The 16,498-nt window shown below is 65.7% G+C and carries 6 protein-coding genes and 1 pseudogene; 3 read left to right on the top strand and 4 right to left on the bottom strand.

The window, feature by feature from the left end; translation table 11 throughout:
- The first annotated feature begins 135 nt into the window (after positions 1-135).
- Positions 136-1,152 (top strand): annotated as a pseudogene (locus ACP7BV_RS02560) (sulfate ABC transporter substrate-binding protein).
- Between the two features lie 313 nt (positions 1,153-1,465).
- Positions 1,466-2,404: a serine hydrolase gene (locus tag ACP7BV_RS02565; RefSeq protein WP_426101192.1), complete on the top strand. Its 939-nt coding sequence runs from the start codon at positions 1,466-1,468 to the stop codon at positions 2,402-2,404.
- A 271-nt stretch (positions 2,405-2,675) separates the two neighbouring features.
- Here the strand turns inward: ACP7BV_RS02565 and recD are convergent, their stop codons facing one another.
- The 4 genes from recD to ACP7BV_RS02585 form a co-directional block, all read right to left on the bottom strand.
- Positions 2,676-4,685 carry an exodeoxyribonuclease V subunit alpha gene (gene recD, locus ACP7BV_RS02570; protein ID WP_426101194.1) on the bottom strand — a complete coding sequence of 670 codons (2,010 nt, stop codon included), beginning with the start codon at positions 4,683-4,685 and terminating at the stop codon, positions 2,676-2,678.
- Complete coding sequence (recB, locus tag ACP7BV_RS02575; RefSeq protein WP_426101196.1) at positions 4,682-8,311, bottom strand: exodeoxyribonuclease V subunit beta; 3,630 nt, start codon at positions 8,309-8,311, stop codon at positions 4,682-4,684. The genes recD and recB overlap by 4 nt, the downstream gene beginning before the upstream one ends.
- A complete protein-coding gene (gene recC / locus ACP7BV_RS02580) occupies positions 8,308-11,703 on the bottom strand; it encodes an exodeoxyribonuclease V subunit gamma (protein ID WP_426101198.1) in 3,396 nt (1,131 codons plus the stop codon). The genes recB and recC overlap by 4 nt, the downstream gene beginning before the upstream one ends.
- Before the next feature lie 77 nt (positions 11,704-11,780).
- Positions 11,781-14,852 (bottom strand): CHASE domain-containing protein, encoded by a 3,072-nt coding sequence (locus tag ACP7BV_RS02585; protein WP_426101200.1) that lies wholly within the window; start codon positions 14,850-14,852, stop codon positions 11,781-11,783.
- A 212-nt stretch (positions 14,853-15,064) separates the two neighbouring features.
- Here ACP7BV_RS02585 and ACP7BV_RS02590 point away from each other — a divergent pair, with 212 nt between their 5' ends.
- A complete protein-coding gene (locus tag ACP7BV_RS02590) occupies positions 15,065-16,450 on the top strand; it encodes a hypothetical protein (RefSeq protein ID WP_426101202.1) in 1,386 nt (461 codons plus the stop codon).
- The last annotated feature ends 48 nt before the right edge of the window (positions 16,451-16,498 follow it).

The following is a 16,498-nucleotide window of genomic DNA, read 5'->3' on the forward strand; positions in this document are numbered from 1 at the left end:
ACAACAAACTGCCGCAAGCAGTTGGCCAGCACCCCGGCGCGCGGATGTCTAAGCATATGACAAAATAGTCCTTCCGTTTTGGCGCCGGATTTCAGACTATGCATGCTCACATCGACCATTCTCACGAAAGAAGCCATGCACACAAACAATAACCCGGGCGGACGGCGCTGGATCCTCGCCATCGCGCTCAGCGCCCTTGCCCTGCCCTTGTCGGTGCGCGCCGCCGATGTCGAGTTGCTCAACGTGTCGTATGACGTCGCGCGCGAGCTGTAGAAGGAAATCAATCCCGCCTTCATCGCCGACTGGAAAAAGAAAACCGGTGAATCGGTCACCATCAACCAGTCGCACGGCGGCTCGAGCAAACAGGCGCGCGCCGTGGCGGACGGGCTCGAAGCGTCGGTTGTGACGATGAACCAGGCCAACGACATCGACATGCTGGCCGAACGCGGCCTGGTCGCGCGCGACTGGTCAAAAAAATTCCCGAATGGCGCAGCGCCGTACTATTCGACGATGGTATTCCTGGTCCGCAAGGGCAACCCGAAGCAGATCAAGGACTGGAGCGACCTGGGCAAGCCGGGCGTCAAGGTCGTCATTCCCAACCCCAAGACGGCCGGCAACGGGCGCTACAGCTACTTGGCCGCGTGGGGTTCGGTGCTTAAAAAAGGCGGCAACGAGGCGCAGGCGCGCGACCTGGTCACGCGCATCTTCAAGAACGTGCCGGTGCTCGACGGCGGCGGGCGCGCGGCGACCACCACCTTCACCCAGCGCGACATCGGCGACGCGCTGGTCACGTTTGAAAATGAAGTGTCGATGGTGCGCACCGAGTTTGGCGACAATTTTGAAGTCGTGTATCCGACCATCTCGATTCTGGCCGAGTCGCCCGTGGCCGTGGTGGACAAAGTGGTCGACCGGCGCGGCGTGCGCAAGCAGGCGAGCGCTTACCTGAACTTCCTGTATTCCGAGGCGGGCCAGACGATAGGCGCCAAGCACTTCCTGCGCACGCGCTCCGAAGCGGTCAACAAAAAGTTTGCCGCCAACTACAAACCGATCGCGTTGTTCACCGTGGATGAAGTATTCGGCGGCTGGAAGCAGGCACAGAAAAAGCATTTTGACGATGGTGGCGAATTCGACAAAATTTACCAGCCGAAATAACCCCGATGCGCTTTGGCGTCGGCGCGCACGCGCTCGCGCGAAGGCGGGCGTTACCTTGACGCCTGCCTTCGGCATCCGGCCACATCGCCTAAAAGCTTTCAAAACAGCAAGATAAGCGCTTAACTACACATATTTTTCGCCGTTGTCTTGCGCCTCTGCCTGCTTTTGTTCCGTGCACCGTAGACACATCCAAGCGATAATGCTATCTTCCCTCTATCGTAAGTTGCTTTAGAGATATATACCATTTGACGAGGCAGGGGCCTGCCGATCAGCGGCGTCCTGCTCGTGCGTTTTGCACCAAGGAACCTCATCCATGCTCAAAAAAATTCTCGCTACCATCGTGCTATCGATCAGCGCTGCCGCAGCCGTCGCGGTGCCGTTCGGATCGCAGTCGGTGCTTGTGGTGGAGGACGGCACCGGCAAAGTGCTGCTTGAAAAAAACGCCAACCAAGTGGTCTCGATCGCCTCGTTGACCAAGCTCATGACGGCCATGGTCGTGCTCGACGCCGGACAGGACATGCACGAATTGATCGCCATTGAACAGCGCGACGTCGACATCATCAAGCACAGCACCTCGCGCGTACCGGTCGGTTCGCGCATCAGCCGCGCGGATGTGCTGCAACTGGCCCTGATGTCGTCCGACAACCGCGCCGCAGCCTCGCTGGCGCGCACGTTTGACGGCGGCGTGGTCGGCTTCAAGGCCGCCGTGCGGGCCAAGATTGCTGCGCTGGGCATGACCAATACCGTCATCGAAGAGCCGACCGGCCTGTCGCCGAACAACAAATCGACAGCGCAAGACCTGGTCAAGATGGCCTCGGCCGCCTCGACCTACCCGCAGATTGCCGCGATCACGACCCAGTCGAGCGAGTTCATCAACATCAACGGGCGCAACGTCGAGTACCGCAACACCAACCGTCTGGTTGGCGCGCAGGGCTGGGATATTGGCTTGTCGAAGACGGGCTACACCGAAGAAGCGGGCAAGTGCCTGATCATGCGGATTCGCTCGGCGGGCAAGTACGCCACGCTGGTGCTGCTCAATGCAAACGCCAGTTCGGCGCGCATCATGGACGCCCTGAACATTCGCCGCTTCATTTCGGGCGAAGAAGCGCCGGTAGCGCGGGTGCGCACGCGCGCTGCGCCGCGCATGATGGCTAGCCACGGCGCGCCGATCATCAAGACCGGGCTGCGTACGCGCGTCAAGGCGAGTCGCAGCGGCAAGCGACCGCCCATCCTCCGCCGCCGCCGCGCCTAAAAAATTTCCCCACATCGGGGTCAGACCACGATTAAAACATTGTTTTTAATCGGAGGTCTGACCCCGTTTTTGGGTTTACCCTGGTCAATTTTTAGCTTGATTATTACGGCTGGCGCCCATTTTTTCGCTATTTATACACGGATTACCTACATCGGCCGCTTTAAAGTACGCAATTTGGGTACGATTTCCGAAAAAGTTGCTCGAATTTGGAGGTCTGACCCCAATTAAAAAACTATTTTCTAATTGAGGTCTGACCCCAGTTTTAAAATATTTATTGGGAAATCATTTCCTGGAGGCCGCTGGCGCGGCGGGTGCGGCGGGCGATGGCGTCGGCCAGGACTGCACTGCCCGGCGTGACGAGCGTGAACCGGGCACTGGCGCGGGTGATGCCGGTATAGATCAGCTCGCGGGCGATCATGGCGCCCCGTTCTTTTGGCAAGACCAGCACGGTATGGGCAAACTCCGAACCTTGCGACTTGTGGACCGTCATCGCGTAGGCAGTGTCAACGTGACGCAAGCGGGTGGCCAGCACGCTGCGAATGTCCTCGCCCTCCAGGAAATAGACGCGCAGCGATCCCGCCCGCGCCGGGTCCGGTAACGTCAGGCCAATGTCGCCGTTGAAGACGCGTGTGCCATAGTCGTTGCGGGTGATCATGACGGGACGGCCGACGTACCATTCGCCCCGCCGCTTGATCAACCCGGCGCCGTCGAGCCGCTGTTCGATCGCCTCGTTCAAGCCCGTCACGCCCCATTCGCCCTCGCGCACGGCGCACAGGATGCGAAATGCTTCAAAACTGTGCAGCACGGCGCGCACCCAGATGTCGTGGGCACCCTGCTCCTGCTCCTGCTCCTGCTCCTGCTCCTGCTCCTGCTCCTGCTCCTGCTCCTGCTCCTGCTCCTGCTCCTGCTCCTGCTCCTGCTCCTGTCCCTTACCGACCAGACCAAGGTAGGCGGCGTAGCCGTCAACGGCAAGCTGCACCACGTGCTGCGGGTGGGCTTGCTCGATCCAGCGCAGTGTGCCACCTTCGCGCAACACTCCTTGCGCCCGCGCGCCGTCGCCAGCATTGACGGCCAATGCCAGTTGCCCGATCGGGCCGCCAAAACGCCGGCTCTCGCGCAGCATCACCGTCTGCTGCGCCAACGGTCCCGCGCTGCCGTGGAAGGCGGCCGGAATAAGCTCGCCGCTCGCCTCCAGCGCGTAAGCCACGGTCGCGGCACTGTAGCCGCCGCCCTGCGCGTCGCGACACAGGTCGCCCAGCACGGCGCCCGCTTCCACCGACGCCAGTTGGTCCTTGTCGCCCAGCAAAATCAAGGTGGCGCCCTCGGGCAGCGCGTCCAGTAGCGAGGCCATCATTTCCAGGTGCACCATCGACGCTTCATCGACGATCAACACGTCAATGTCGAGCGGATTGCCTTTGTGATGCGCAAAGGCGCGCGTGTCGGGACGGGCTCCAAGCAGGCTGTGCAAGGTGCGCGCGGCGCCCATGCGCGCCGTCAGTTCGCGCAGCGCGAGCTTGGCACCGACCTTGTCGGCCAGTTCCCCCAACGCCTTGTCGATCGATTGCTTCAACCGGGCCGCCGCTTTGCCGGTGGGCGCAGCCAGCGCCACGCGCTGGCGCTCGGGATGCTCGGCCATCGCAAACAACAATGCCAGCAGGCGCGCAACGGTATAGGTCTTGCCCGTTCCCGGTCCGCCAGTGATGATGGCAACCGATCCTCGCAACGCCACCGCGCAGGCGAGCTTTTGCCAGTCCGGGCCATCCTTGCCATCCCGGCCACGCTCTGAGGCAAACAACATGTCGAGCCAGTGACGCACGCGCTCGGCCTGCACCGGCCGCACGTGCTGCGCGCGCGCGCGAATCGTTTTGGCGACCAGCGTTTCGTCGCGCCAGTAGCGGCGCAGGTACAGGCGTTCGCCGTCGAGCACCAGCGGCTGGTCGAAATCGAGTTCGCCCACCTGCCACACCTGGTCGCACGCGCCAAGCTGCGCATGCCAGCCTTTCAGGTTCTTGGGCAGCGCGTCGGTGGCGCTGGCCAGTTGCTGCCATTGTTCGGCGCTCCAGCCAAGCAGCGCGCACGGGTCGCCCGCCAGTTCGTCCAGCATCAGGCAGCTGTGGCCGCGCCCTTCCAGTTCGGACAGCAGCACGCAGGCCAGCATCAGCGGACCACTATGCGACCCGAGCTCGCCGATGAAGCGGGCAAAGGTGCCCGACAGGCGGCGCAACTGGCCGGCGTCAGTCAGCGCCGCCACTTCGCCCCACAAGGCCGCGTGCGTGTTCATGTGCTTTCCTTTGCCAGCAGCGCGTCCAGGCCGTCCAGGAGAATCAAGTCCGGCGCCAGCAGGTAGCAGCCGCGCGTGTGGACGTTGGCGATCCCGCGCAGGAACAGAAAGATGGCGCCGCCCAGCTGGGTGGCCGGGTCGTATTGCTCGCCCAGGCGGCTTTGCAACAGCCGATGCAGCGCCAGCAGGTAGATCGCGCCCTGGATGTCGTAGCGGTGCGCGGCCATGCCGGCCGCCATGGCGCCCGTGCTGTAGGCGCTGTCGCCCCCGCCCAGCGAATTCGATTTGTAGTCCAGCACCCAGTAGCGCCCATCGTGCTCGAATACCAGGTCGGCAAAGCCCTTGAGCATGCCGTGCAGCTCGCGCTCGGGCAGCGCGCCGCGGGGGGCGCCTTGCAGCAGGTGCGCGCTGCATAGCCGGTCAAGCTGTCCGGTATGGAGCTGGTCGCTGGGGAACCAGAACTCCATTTCGGGCAGCAGCGTGCCGATCTCCATCAGCGACGCGTCCAGCGGCGGCAGGCGCGTTTGCGCGACAGCGCGCAGCCAGGCCACGGCGTCTTCGCGCCGGTTGCCCCAGCCGGCGCGCTCGCAGCGCTGCGAAAGGCGCGCGTCGAACTGCGGATCGTCGATCGCAAAGCCTTCCTGCGCCATCCACTCAAGCTGCTCGTGCAAAAAGTTACCCGGCACCGAGCCGCGCGGAAAACGGTGCCACGGCGCGTCGTCGGTGCGCAGCGGCGCCAGCTTGGGCTCTTCTTCGAGCAGCGTTTCTTCCTGGGCGCGCATGGGCGCGGCAAGCGTCTGGCGCGCGAGCGAGGTGAACGAGCCGACAGTCCAGTTGCGCTCGAAACTGGCGTTGAAACGGGCGGCGGCAATCAGCGGCGGGTGCTGTTCGCTGCGCGCGAGCATGGTGACGCCTTGCGCCGGTTCGATCGCACGCAGCTCGATGGCGGCCGAGTCGCCGCGCAGATGCTCCCACCGCTGTGCCATCTCGGTGACGCCAATCGGGCTGCCGCCGGTGAGCAGGTAACCGAGCGCCGATTCGTGCAGCTTGTTCTCGCCGCCTTTTCGCGCGCCCAGCGCGGCCACGCCCAGCCACAGGAAGTGGCGCGCGCGCGTGAGCGCCACGTACAGCAGGCGCAGGTCTTCCTCGATGCGCGCGCGCTCGACTGCGTCGAGCGAGGCGTCCGACATGCCCAGATCGATCTGGGGCACGCCGTCTTCGCCCATCAGCGCAAAAAAGCTGCGGTTGCGCCGTTCGGTCTTGCGCGCGGTGACGGCAAACGGCAGGTACACCAGCGGATACTCCAGGCCCTTGGACTTGTGCACCGTGACCACCTTGACCAGTTCGGCGTCGCTTTCTAGGCGCAGCACGCGCTCGTCGCCGCCGTCGCCGAGACCTGCCACCTGCTCGGCCAGCCAGCGGATCAGCGCTTGCTCGCCATCGAGCTGGCCGCTGGCCGACTGCAGCAGTTCGGCCAGGTGCAGCAGGTTGGTCAGGCGCCGCTCGCCGCCGGCCTGGCGCAGCAGCGTGGAAGGCAGCTGCAGTTCGTGGATCAAGCGGCGCAGCATGGCCAGCACGCCCTGGCGCTGCCAGACGATGTGCAGCGCCTTGAGCTGCTCGACGCGCGCTTCCCAAGCCAGTTCGTCGGACGACAAATGCGCCAGCTCGGCCAGCGACAGGCCCGCCGTGCCGGTTGCAAACGCGGCCCGCGCCAGCGCGCCATCCAGCGGATTGGCCACCGCGTGCAGCCAGCGCAGCATGTCGGCCGCTTCATCGCTGTCGATGACGGAATCCTTGTCCGACAGGTAGACGCTGGCGACGCGGCGCTGCTCGAGCGCGCGCCGGATGGCGGCAGCTTCGCGCCGGTCGCGCACCAGGATGGCGATATCGGCCGGCACCAGGCGCGTGAAGCTGGCGCCATCCTGGAACCCGGCATGCGGGTCGTTAAGCAGGCCTACGATGTGTTCGGCGCAGTGGTGGGCAAACAGGCTGCGGTAGTCGTCGGCCTTGAGTTCCTCGCTGTTCGAGCTGTTGATCGTCAGCGCTTGGTACGGTCCGGCCACGCCCATTAGTTGCTGGGCGCGGCCCTTGGCGGCGACGGCTTCGAAGGGCAGCGGATTGACGCCTTTTTTCCGGAACCGGAAGGCGCCGGCCGCAAAGCCGGGATGTTCGCCCTTGCCCTCTGCGTGCAGGAACAACTGGTTGACCGCTTCGACCAGCGCGGCGGTGGAGCGGTAGTTGGTGCCCAGCTGGTAGTGCCGCCCCGCAGTGGCGCTGCGCGCGTCGAGGTAGCTGTGGATGTCGGCGCCGCGAAAGCCGTAGATCGACTGCTTCGGGTCGCCAATCAGGAACAGGCCGTGCGCCGGGTCGTTGTCGGCCACCCGGTACAAGAGATTGAAGATGCGGTACTGGTCACGCGAGGTATCCTGGAATTCGTCGACCATCGCCACCGGGAACTGCGCGGTGATGCGCTGGCGCAGCGCGTCGCCGTTCGGCCCATCGAGCGCGCCTTTGAGGCGTTCGAGCATGTCGGCAAAGCCGAACTGGCGGCTCTTTTTTTTCAGCTCGGCCATGCGGCGCGCAATGCTGCAGGCGGCGTGCCGGTGCAGCGCGTGCGCTACCGGGTCGATCGCCTTGAGCGCTTCCCACAAGTCGGTGGTGAACGTAAAACACGCTGGAATGTCGACGTCAAAACCCTTGCTGCACGCGTCAAGGATACCGTCGGGCGTCAGACGATGCCAGGCGGTGTCGTTCAGTGCCGGCATGTGCATCGCCTCGTCCAGCGCCCACGCGCGCAGCGCGTCGAACCATTTGGCCAGCGAAGCCGGTTTCAGCTTGGTGCCGTTAAAGCACTTGGGCGACAGTTCCCGCTGGCCGGCGATCCATTCTTCCATCAGCGTGGCGCGCGCGTGCCAGCCTTGTTTCAGGCGCGCCAGTTGTGCGCCCTGCTCTTTGGCCACGCGCGTCAGCAGGCTGGACAGGGTTTCTTCCGGCACCTCGCCCAGCGTGGCGGCGCGCCGCGCCAGGTCGCGCACCTTGTGCTTGAGCGCGTCGACGTCGGGCCAGCAAGCGAGCAGTGTGCCCAAGGCGCCCGCGCCCAGCGGATACACATTCTGGCGCCAGTAGTCGTGGGCCGCGTCTTCAAACAGCGCATGCTCGTCGCTGACCAGTTCTTCGTCGAACAGGCTGCCGCTGTCAAAGGCGTGCTCGCGCAGCATGCGCTGGCACCATGCGTCGATGGTGAAGATGGCCGCTTCGTCCATCGTTTCGGCGGCCATGAGCAGGCGGTGCGCGGCCAGGCGCCGCTCGCCGTCGCTGGCGTACGAGGCGCTCAAGGACGCCAACAGATCGTCGTCGATTGCGCGCTCGCCGCGGAAGTACGCGGCCGCTTCGATCAGGCGTTCGCGCACGCGGTTCGACAGTTCGCGCGTGGCGGCGCGTGTAAACGTCATGACCAAAATTTCGGACGGGGCAAGCGCGCGCGCAAAACCTGCGGCGCCGCCGTGCCCGAGCACCAGGCGCAGGTACAGCGCGGCAATGGTCCAGGTTTTTCCGGTGCCGGCGCTGGCCTCGATCAGGCGCGAGCCGTGCAGCGGGAAAGTCATGGCGTCCAGCAGTTCGCTCATGGATTCTCCTCGTGCGGCTCCACCAGCACGTGCTCATCGAGCCAGCGCGCCAGCGGCCCATACAGCGCTTCGTTGTTCCCGGCCCACTCGCCGCTGGCCAGCAGCGCGTTAAAGTCCGGCCACAGGCGCGCCAGGCACAGGTCATCGACTTCGCCGGACAGTTCAAAGCCGCCATCGTAGACCGTGCGCGCGTCGCCGTCTTGCAGCATCGCCAGCGCGCTCTTGCAGGCGACCGGCAGCGGCTGGTCGAGGTTGCGCCGCCACAGCGCCACCAGTTGCGCGAGCGCGCCGCAAGCTGCCGCCTGCTCGAGCGGCGCCATCGTCAAAATCGCGTCGCGCGCGACCAGGTAGCCCGTCACGCGCCGGCCAACCGCGGCGCAGGCGAGCTGGCGCAGCCACGGCGCAATCAGCTTGTCGCCGCGCACGCCGCCTTTTTTGTCCATTACCTTGGACGAGACTTGCATCAGCCAGGCAGTATCGCCCACCGTGCTCGCCGAACCCACCCGCAACTTGTCGATCCAATCGTCCAGATGGATGCCCTCAAAGACCAGGTTGACGGCCAGCTTGGGCGCGGCAAGCGTAAAGCGCGCGCCCAGCGTGAGCCAGGCAGTGCGCACCGGCACCAGCGCTTCGACCAGCTGGCGCTGCCACTGCTGGCCGATCAGCCCGATCGGCAGCACGCCTTCGCGCGCCAGCCGCTCGGCGCGCTGCGTGAGCGTGGCGCGCACCTGGTCCAGCGACTCCGGCTCGCCCGCGTCGTCGAGCAGGCTGTCTTCAAGAAAATAGCGCTCCAGTGCGTCGAGCGAAAACGGTTCTTCGTCCTCGCCCACCAGGTCCGGTTCCGCGAACGACACGCCCAGGCGGCGCTTGAAAAAATAGCGGGCCGGCTGGCGCAGAAAATTGGCCAGCTCGCCCAGGCGCAGCGAATAGTCGGGTTCAATCTCGAACGGGGGCAGCGGCACGGCGGCGGTGGCAGCCTGGTCGCCGTGGGCGGCGCGCCATTCGCCGGCGTAGGTCAGCAAGCCGCCTGCTTCAAAATAGCGCCGGCTGAACGGCTGCAGCGCGTGCTCGGTGGTGAGCTGCGCCACGTCGATTTGCCAGCCGGCACCCAGGTAGTCGCGCAGCTGCGAGACCAGCACCGACGCTGGCTGCACGCTGTTGTCGCGCACATTGCGCCCGACCCAGCTCACGTACAGCTTGTCGCGCGCGGCCAGCAGCGCCTCCAGCATCAGATAGCGGTCGTCATCGCGCCGCGAGCGGTCGCCCGGGCGCGCCATGCCGGGCAGCGCCAGCAAGTCGAAGTCGGCCTGGCGCGCCCGGCGCGGAAAGTCGCCGTCGTTCATGCCGAGCAGGCACACCACCCGAAACGGCACCGCGCGCATCGGCATCAGGGTGCAAAACGTCACGCCGCCCGACACAAACTGGTGGTTCAAGGTGGGCTCGTCGAGCGCGCCCAGCCAGGCTTCGCGCAGCACCGCCAGCGGCACCGCTTCCTCAAAGCCGGCGTCGTCGCACGTCTCTAACCAGCTTTGCAGCGCTTCGTTGAGTTGCCCGAGCGTCAGCCGGTCGCCCTCTTCGGCGGCGTCAAAAAACGCGGCCAGCATGGCGCGCGCCTGCACGCCCCAATCGGCCGGCGTGCGCGCCTCGGACAACAAGGCGCGCCACGCCAGCAGCGTTTCGATCAGCTGCGCGAGCGAACCGGCCAGCGCGGCATCGAGCCCGCCCACTTCCGGATACGGTTCGATCTGCTGGAAGTTGGCGCCCGCGCCGCAGGCGTACCCCAGCAGCATGCGGCGCACGCCGAAAATCCACGCATTTTGCTCGCCCGCGAAACCTAAGCCCAGGCCGGCACGATGTGCCTGGTCCAGGCCCCAGCGCACGCTGGCCCCTTCAATCCAGTGCCCCAGCGTGGCCAGGTCGTCGCCGGCCAGGCCAAAGCGCGCGGCCAGCGCCGGCACGTCGAGCAGGTCGCGCACTTCGCTCTGGCGGCAGCGCTGCTGGGGCAGTCGCAACAACCATTCGAGGGCGACCAGCAGCGGGTTGACGCTGCGGTCCTTGACGTCGCCGATTTCGAACGGGATGAAGCGCGGGTCGCTGCGCTTGTGCTGGTCGAACACGGCGTGAATGGCCGCCGAAAAAGTGTCGATGTCCGGCACCATCACCACCACGTCACGCGGGCGCAGTTTGGCGCCGGCGGCAAACCATGTCAGCAGCTGGTCGTGCAGCACTTCCACTTCGCGCTGCACGCTGTGGGCGACGTGAAAGTCAATCGAACGGTCGCCTGGCGCCACTACGCGAGGGGGATGCTCGTGCAGGGGCAGCAGGTCGCGCACGGCAGCTTGCACCTGCTCGAGCATGGTCGAACCCTCGCCTTCGCCAAACAGGTCCAGGCGCATATGGCTGGCGCCTGCGCCGTCATCAGTTTGGGCGTTGTCGAATTCGTCGAGCATGCGGACGAAATCGCGTCCTTGCCGGCCCCAGCTTGCCAGCAGCGGATGGCTGTGGGCGTGCAGTTCTTCCAGCGGCACCGTCGACAGGTCGATCCCGCCCTTCTGGCGCTGGCGTTTGTGGGCGGCGCGCAGCAGTTCGCGCCCTTCGATAATGTCGCCCCAGTAAAAGCGGCACGGATTGGGCACGGCCAGCAGCACCTGCGTATGGCGCGCCAGCGCCGCCACGGCCTGCAAGGTCTGGTAGGGCAAGGTCGACATGCCGAACAGGACCACCCGGCGCGGCAGTGTCCCCGCCGGTTCGCCGTGCGCGCTGGCGTCCACAAACCGCTGGTGGATGGTGGCGCGGCCCGAGTCGCGCTGGGAAGGCGGCAAGTCGTCGTGCACGGCGCGCCAGAGCTGCGCCTGCCAGCGCTGGTCGTGCGGCAGCGCCAGCGCCTCGCCGCGCGCATTGCGCAGCAGGTCGCGCCCGGCGCTCCAGTCGTCCAGCCAGTCGGCCCGGTAGACCTGGTACTGGTCGAACAGGTCGGCCAGCCGTTCGGCCAACTGCAGGCGCCGTTCCGGGTCGCCGTCACCCAGAAAATGGCGCAGCGGTTGGAACACCGGCTCGGCCAGCAGTGCCGGCAGCAGGCGCATCAAGCGCCACGTGAGCGGTCCTTTGTCATACGGCGAGCGCTTCGGCACCAATTCGCGCCCCAGCATGCCGCGATAGGCTTCCCACAAAAAGCGCGCCGGCAGCGCCACGCGCGTGGCCGCGCACACGCCCAGTTCCTTGGCCAGCGCAATTTTCAGCCATTCGGCCACGCCGTTCGACTGCACCAGGATGGTCTCGGTTTCCAGCGGCGCGAGCGGATGCTTGCGCAGCCAGCCGAACACGGCCGCACGCAATTGCTCCAATTCATTACCGTGAAGAATAAGAAGTCCGGGTGTTACGGGTAAAGACATGGTGCTCCGGGAAGACGCGCGGATGCGCAGCGGCACAGCATACTAGTTTTAGCCGCAAGGCGGTAGAGAAAGCGCGTTCAAACCTGCGGCAAGGCGACTTCCTGTTCAATATGTTCAGCCAGCAATTCTAGCAGCGCCGCCAGGCGCGCCACCACCGGGCCAGCCTGGTCCATCGATGCCTGCCCGCGCTGCGCTTCCAGCGCTTCGCACAGCTCGGCAAAGCTGATCGCGCCAACCGCCCTGGCCGAAGACTTGAGGCGGTGCCCGAGGTCGGCCAGGCGAGCGCTGTCGGCGTGTGCAAGCGCATCCTGGATATCACGCATGGCGTCGTGCGCCGAGTCGATGAAAAGCAAGGCGTATTTGCGCATTTTGACGGGATTGCCGCCGAAGGTGAGTGCCAGCGCGGCGACGTCGATCAGCGCCGCAGGCGCAGCCGCAGCCGCAGCCGCAGGCACGGGCACGGGCACGGGCAAAAGCATGGCTGGTCCCGCGCGCGGCGCCGGAGGAGGCATGCGCCGCCCGCCGCGCACCGGACGCGCGCGCAGCCATTTGGCGATCACTTCGAACAGCACATTGGGCGCGATCGGCTTGGTGACAAATTCGTCCATGCCGGCGGCCATGCAGTTGGCCTGGTCGTCCTTGCCGGCGTTGGCCGTCATTGCGATGACCACCGCGTCGCGCAGGCGCGGGTCGGCGCGGATCATGCGGCTCGCCTCGAAGCCGTCCATCACCGGCATCTGCACGTCCATCAGCACGCAGTCGAAGCGGTGCTTGAGCATCAGGTCGATCGCTTCCTTGCCGTTGCTGGCCACTATCACGGTCGCATGCACTTGTTCGAGCAGCTCCTGGCCCACCTGCTGGCTGAAGAGATTGTCTTCGACCAGCAATATGTAGGCGCCGTTCAGGCAGGCCAGCACGTCGGCCCGCACCGCACCCGGATTGGCCGGCAGGAAGTGCAGCGCCTTGCCCAGGCGCGCGGTGCACCAGAAGGTGCTGCCGCGGCCGGGCGCACTGTCGACGCCGACCGCGCCGCCCATCAACTCGGCCAACTGCTTGTTGATCGCCAGGCCCAGGCCCGTGCCGCCGTATTTGCGCGTCGTTGACGGGTCGGCCTGGTGGAAGGAGGTGAACAGCTCGGCCACCTCGGCCGCGCTGATGCCGATGCCGTTGTCCTGCACCTCGAAGCGCACCAGGGCCTGGCCCTGCCCCTCGCCCTGCCCCTCGCCCTGCACCTCGCCCAGCAGGCGCGCGCGCATCGTGATGGCGCCGCTGTCGGAAAATTTGATCGCATTGCCGGCAAAGTTGAGCAGCACCTGCTCCAGGCGCAGCGGATCGCCGCGCAGCGGGTGCGCCAGCGCAGCGTCGATGTCCACCACCAGCGTGAGCTGCTTGTTGGCGGCCGCGTCGCCAAGCTGGTTGACGATATTTTGCATCAAGCCGGCCAGGCTGAAGTCGAGCACTTCAAGCTCCAATTTGCCGGCCTCGATCTTTGAAAAGTCCAGAATGTCGTTGATGATGCCCAGCAGATGAGCGCTTGCATGGTAAATTTTTTCCAGGTAGTCGCGCTGTTTGGGGTTGGTGACCGACTTGAGCGCCAAGTGCGACATGCCGATGATGCTGTTCATCGGGGTACGGATTTCATGGCTCATATTGGACAAGAAGTTGCTCTTGGCCCGGTTGGCCGCGTCTGCCTCGGCCTTGAGCTTGTGCAGTTCCGTCACGTCGGTCGACAAGCCGATCACGGCGGCCACCTGGCCGTCCTGCATGATCGGTACCTTGATCGACCAGAGCTGGCGCACGTCGCCGTCGATCTGGGTGAATTGCTCCACCCGCCCGCCCTGGCGCACGCCGTCAATGAAAATTTGCTTGTCCTGTTCCCAATACGCGTCCGCCTTTTCCTGCGGGAATACTTCCCGGTCGAGCTTGCCGATCACCTGGTCGGCCGGCAAACCCATCGCCTCGGCCGTCACGGCATTGATATACAGGTAGCGCCGCTCCCGGTCTTTCATGTAGACGTGCGCGGCCACACTGTCGAGTACGGAGTCGAGCAGCAAGCGCTGTGCGATGGCGCTGCGGCGCGAGCGGAACAAGGTGTAGAAAAAGGCGTAGATCAGCATGGTCCCGGCCGTGCCTGCAAGCAGTGCAATACGCCCCGCGTAGCGCTCGAAGGTGGTCAGCAGGTCGCTTCTGCACACCTGGAACCGGGCCTTCCACAGGCTGCCATTGAAGTCGACCGGCAGCACGGTCTCGTAGCGCGCGCAAGTGGCATCATCGGGGTCGCCGGCTTGCGCGAGCCGGCCGCTCTGGGCAAACAGCAAGCGGTCATCCTTGCCGATCACCAGCGAGCGCTTTTCCGGGTCGAGCGCGGCGTCCGCGTAGACGGCCACGTGCATGCCGCGCAACACGGCTTCGTCAAGCGTCCCCTGCACCAGCGACGGCACCGAAAAGCCGATGCCCACCGCACCGATGTAGGCGGCGCGGCGCGCCTCCACGGTCGCCGGCAGCACGCCATTGCGGTACACCGGCAGGCGCATCGACAGCCCAAGATGCGGCGCGGGCAGCGCAATCGTTACCGGCAGGCCGGAGGTGCTCAGCTGCGCATGGTCGCGCCCGTTGTCGAGCGCGGCCGCCTCGACCGGGTCCGCGCTCACATCCATGCCCATCCGTGCCAGGTGGGGCGCGGTCGGCTCTATGTAGTTGAGCACGGTATATGCCTGGCGCCGGCCGGGCGGGTGGATCGTAAAATCCGGATAGCCGCCGGCGTCGGCACTGCGGTCGGCGCGCACGGCGGCGACAAACCGATCGCGCCCGGCGTCGCTGACGTAACTGGCAAACGAGATGGTGTCGATCGCGGGAGCGTTTTTGTGCAGCGCCAGGCCGGCCACGTAGCGGCGAAACTGCAGCCGGCCCGGCGGCGTGTCGGCACTTTGGAACAGGGCGGCGACGCCGCGCAACAGGTCGGTATGGGAACGGATGCCGGCGTCCAGGCGCGACTGCGCGCTGCGCGCCGCCGCGTCGAACTGCTGACGCGCGTCGGCGCTGACGGCGCGCTCGACGCCGAGGTACATCAGTACGCCCACCAGCAAGGACAGCGCGCAGCCGGCGCCAGCCATCAGCAGGCCCGGCGCGGCTGGCCAGATCTTGCCCATGCTCCCTGTCGTGCGCGTCGATTGGGTCATCCTGAGTCGTTCATCGTTTCGGTACGGCAAACCCTGCCAGTGGTCCCGGTCTCAAGGTTACTTGGGGTGCAGCGAACATGCAATTGATAAATACTTGTGTGTGCGCCTGCATGAAAGGACGTGACAATGATGCTACGATTGCCTTCCGGCCGCGCTGGCCGCGCCTGTTTTGGGAGCACCTGATGTCATTACCGCATGATCCGCACGCCTGGCTGGAAGAGGTCGATGGGGACGCCGCCCTGGCCTGGGTACGCGAACGCAATGCCGTCACGCTGGCCGAGCTGGAAGGCGCGCCGGCGTACGCACCCCTGCAAGCGCGCCTGGCGGCCATTCTCAATGCGCGCGAACGGATTGCTCATGTGGCCAAGCATGCTGCGTATTTTTACAATTTCTGGCGTGACGAGGACCATGTGCGCGGCATCTGGCGCCGCACGACCCTGGCCCAGTACCGGCTAGCCACGCCCTCGTGGGAAACCGTGCTCGACCTGGATGCGCTGGCGCGCGATGAAGGCGAAAACTGGGTCTGGGCCGGCGCGCGTTTTTTGCCCTTGCCGGCTGAGGCCGAGTCCGATGCCGAGGCCAAGACTGACCACTGCCTGCTCTCGTTCTCGCGCGGCGGCGGCGACGCCACCGTGGTGCGCGAATTTGACGTCACGGCCCGCGCATTCGTCGAAGGTGGCTTCGCGCTGCCGCAGGCCAAGAGCGACGTGGGCTGGATTGACCGCGACACGCTGCTGGTGGGCACCGACACCGGTCCCGGCTCCATGACCAGTTCCGGCTATCCGCGCATGGTGCGCGAATGGCGGCGCGGCACGCCGCTGGAACACGCCAGGATTGTCTATGAAGCCGCCGAGGACGACCTGAGCGCGTCGGCCTACAAGGTTTTCACGCCCGGCCACGAAATGCAGTTCGTGCAACGCCAGCTGAGCTTTTACGCAAGCGAACTGTTCCTGCGCCAGGGCGACACATTGCTCAAGATCGACAAGCCCGACAGCGCCAACGCCTTTACCGTGCGCGACCAGTTGGTGATCGAACTGCGCGCTGATTGGGAGACGGTCGGCCGCACCTATCCGCAAGGCGCGCTGCTTGCCATCGCGCTGGCGCGCTTCCTGCGCGGCGAGCGCGACTTTGCCGTGCTGTTTGCACCCAGCGCGGCGCGCTCGCTGGACGCGGTGGCGATGACGCGCAGCGCCTTGCTGCTGACCGAACTGGACAACGTGGCCAACCGCATCGTCGAACTGACCGAGCTTGACGGCGCCTGGAGCCGGCGCGTGGTCGACGCGCCGGCGCTGGGCAGCCTGGGCGTGGCGCCCGTCGACCGGCATGGCTCGGATGAATATTTTCTCAGCGTCAATGACTTCCTGACGCCGACCAGCCTGTACCTGGGCCGCGCCGGCACCGATGAACGCGAGCTGCTCAAGGCCTTGCCGGCGCTGTTCGACGCCTCGCGCCTGACGGTCAGCCAGCAGCATGCCGCCTCGCGCGACGGCACACCGGTGCCGTATTTTCTGGTCATGGACAAGGACACGCTGCTTGACGGCAGCAATCCGACCCTGCTGTACGGCTAAGGCGGCTTTGAAATTTCCCTGAAACCCAGTTACAGCGCCGTCACCGGC

It is taken from the genome of Massilia sp. TSP1-1-2 (genome assembly GCF_049896185.1).
Taxonomy (GTDB): Bacteria; Pseudomonadota; Gammaproteobacteria; order Burkholderiales; family Burkholderiaceae_D; genus Telluria_A.

Bases quoted from the DNA above. Each gene is read 5' to 3' on its own strand.
- ACP7BV_RS02565 (WP_426101192.1), top strand. From the start codon at position 1,466: ATGCTCAAAAAAATTCTCGCTACCATCGTGCTATCGATCAGCGCTGCC.
- recD (WP_426101194.1), bottom strand. From the start codon at position 4,685: ATGAACACGCACGCGGCCTTGTGGGGCGAAGTGGCGGCGCTGACTGAC.
- recB (WP_426101196.1), bottom strand. From the start codon at position 8,311: ATGAGCGAACTGCTGGACGCCATGACTTTCCCGCTGCACGGCTCGCGC.
- recC (WP_426101198.1), bottom strand. From the start codon at position 11,703: ATGTCTTTACCCGTAACACCCGGACTTCTTATTCTTCACGGTAATGAA.
- ACP7BV_RS02585 (WP_426101200.1), bottom strand. From the start codon at position 14,852: ATGGGCAAGATCTGGCCAGCCGCGCCGGGCCTGCTGATGGCTGGCGCC.
- ACP7BV_RS02590 (WP_426101202.1), top strand. From the start codon at position 15,065: ATGTCATTACCGCATGATCCGCACGCCTGGCTGGAAGAGGTCGATGGG.